1 protein-coding gene is annotated in these 1,230 nt (G+C 47.6%); it reads left to right on the forward strand.

What is annotated here, in order from left to right:
- Positions 1-9: 9 nt before the first annotated feature.
- The coding region (gene ltrA / locus AB6F11_RS21650) for a group II intron reverse transcriptase/maturase (protein ID WP_170964223.1) at positions 10-1,230 on the forward strand (1,221 nt) is incomplete at its 3' end.

Raw genomic sequence — 1,230 nt, forward strand, 5'->3', positions numbered from 1 at the left:
ACGTCGTTGATGGAGCAAATCTGCTCTTCAACCAACTTGAATCAAGCTCTACGAAGAGTGAAGAAGAACAAAGGATGTGCAGGTGTCGACAAACTCGACATAGATGCGACTATCTCAACACTTCGACAGGCTTCAAATGGGCAAGCGCTTCGCCAGAGTCTTCTGGAAGGAAGCTACCAACCTCAACCGGTACTTGGTGTAGAAATCCCTAAACCTAGTGGTGGCGTAAGGCAACTAGGTATCCCAACCGTGCTTGATAGAGTTGTCCAACAGGCAATGACCTCAGTACTGTCAGATATCTATGACCCCAAGTTCTCCAATAGCAGTTACGGATTTAGACCAAACCGCAGTGCGCACCATGCATTAACGGCAGCCAGTCATTACATCCGAGAAGGTCGAGGTTATGTTGTAGATATCGACCTAGCGAAATACTTCGACACAGTGAATCACGATAGACTGATGTACAGACTGTCACAGGACATCAGTGATAAACGAGTGTTGAAGCTCATCAGGTCATATCTACAGGCAGGCATAATGCGAAACGGGATGGTTGAACAGAGACAAAGAGGGACACCACAGGGTGGACCATTATCCCCGTTGCTATCCAATATCGTATTAGATGAACTGGATAAAGAGTTAGAGCGCAGAGGGCATAAGTTCTGTCGATATGCAGACGACTGCCAAATCTACGTTCATAGTGAAGAAGCCGCTTATCGAGTTAAAGAGTCGATAACGGAGTTCTTGGAGCAAAAGCTGAAGCTCACGGTAAATCGAGAGAAAAGTGGTGCGACAAGAGTGACAGAGCGGACTTACTTAAGCCACCGCTTCGGGATAGATGGAACAATCCATCTATCGAAGGCAGCACAAACTCAAATGAAGAAGCGAGTGCGGCAGATAACGAAGCGAAACCGAGGGCGAGAGTTGCAAGCAGTCATAGCGGAATTAACTCAATACCTAAGAGGTTGGCAACACTACTTCAAACTCGCCATACGGAAAAGCAGCTTGCAGCGCTTAGACGAATGGATACGGCGACGGCTACGATGTTACCGCTTAAAACAACGCAAACGCAGATACGGCATAGCGACATGGTTACAACAACAAGGTGTAACGGAGCGCAATGCGTGGAAGGTAGCGATGTCAGATAAAGGGTGGTGGCACTTGGCCTTAACGCCGCAGTTAAATCACGCCATGCCAATAAAATGGTTCGAGGAGTTGGGCCTGTACTCATTG

This window comes from Vibrio sp. 10N.247.311.14 (genome assembly GCF_041467715.1).
In the GTDB taxonomy this organism is placed as follows: domain Bacteria; phylum Pseudomonadota; class Gammaproteobacteria; order Enterobacterales; family Vibrionaceae; genus Vibrio; species Vibrio crassostreae_C.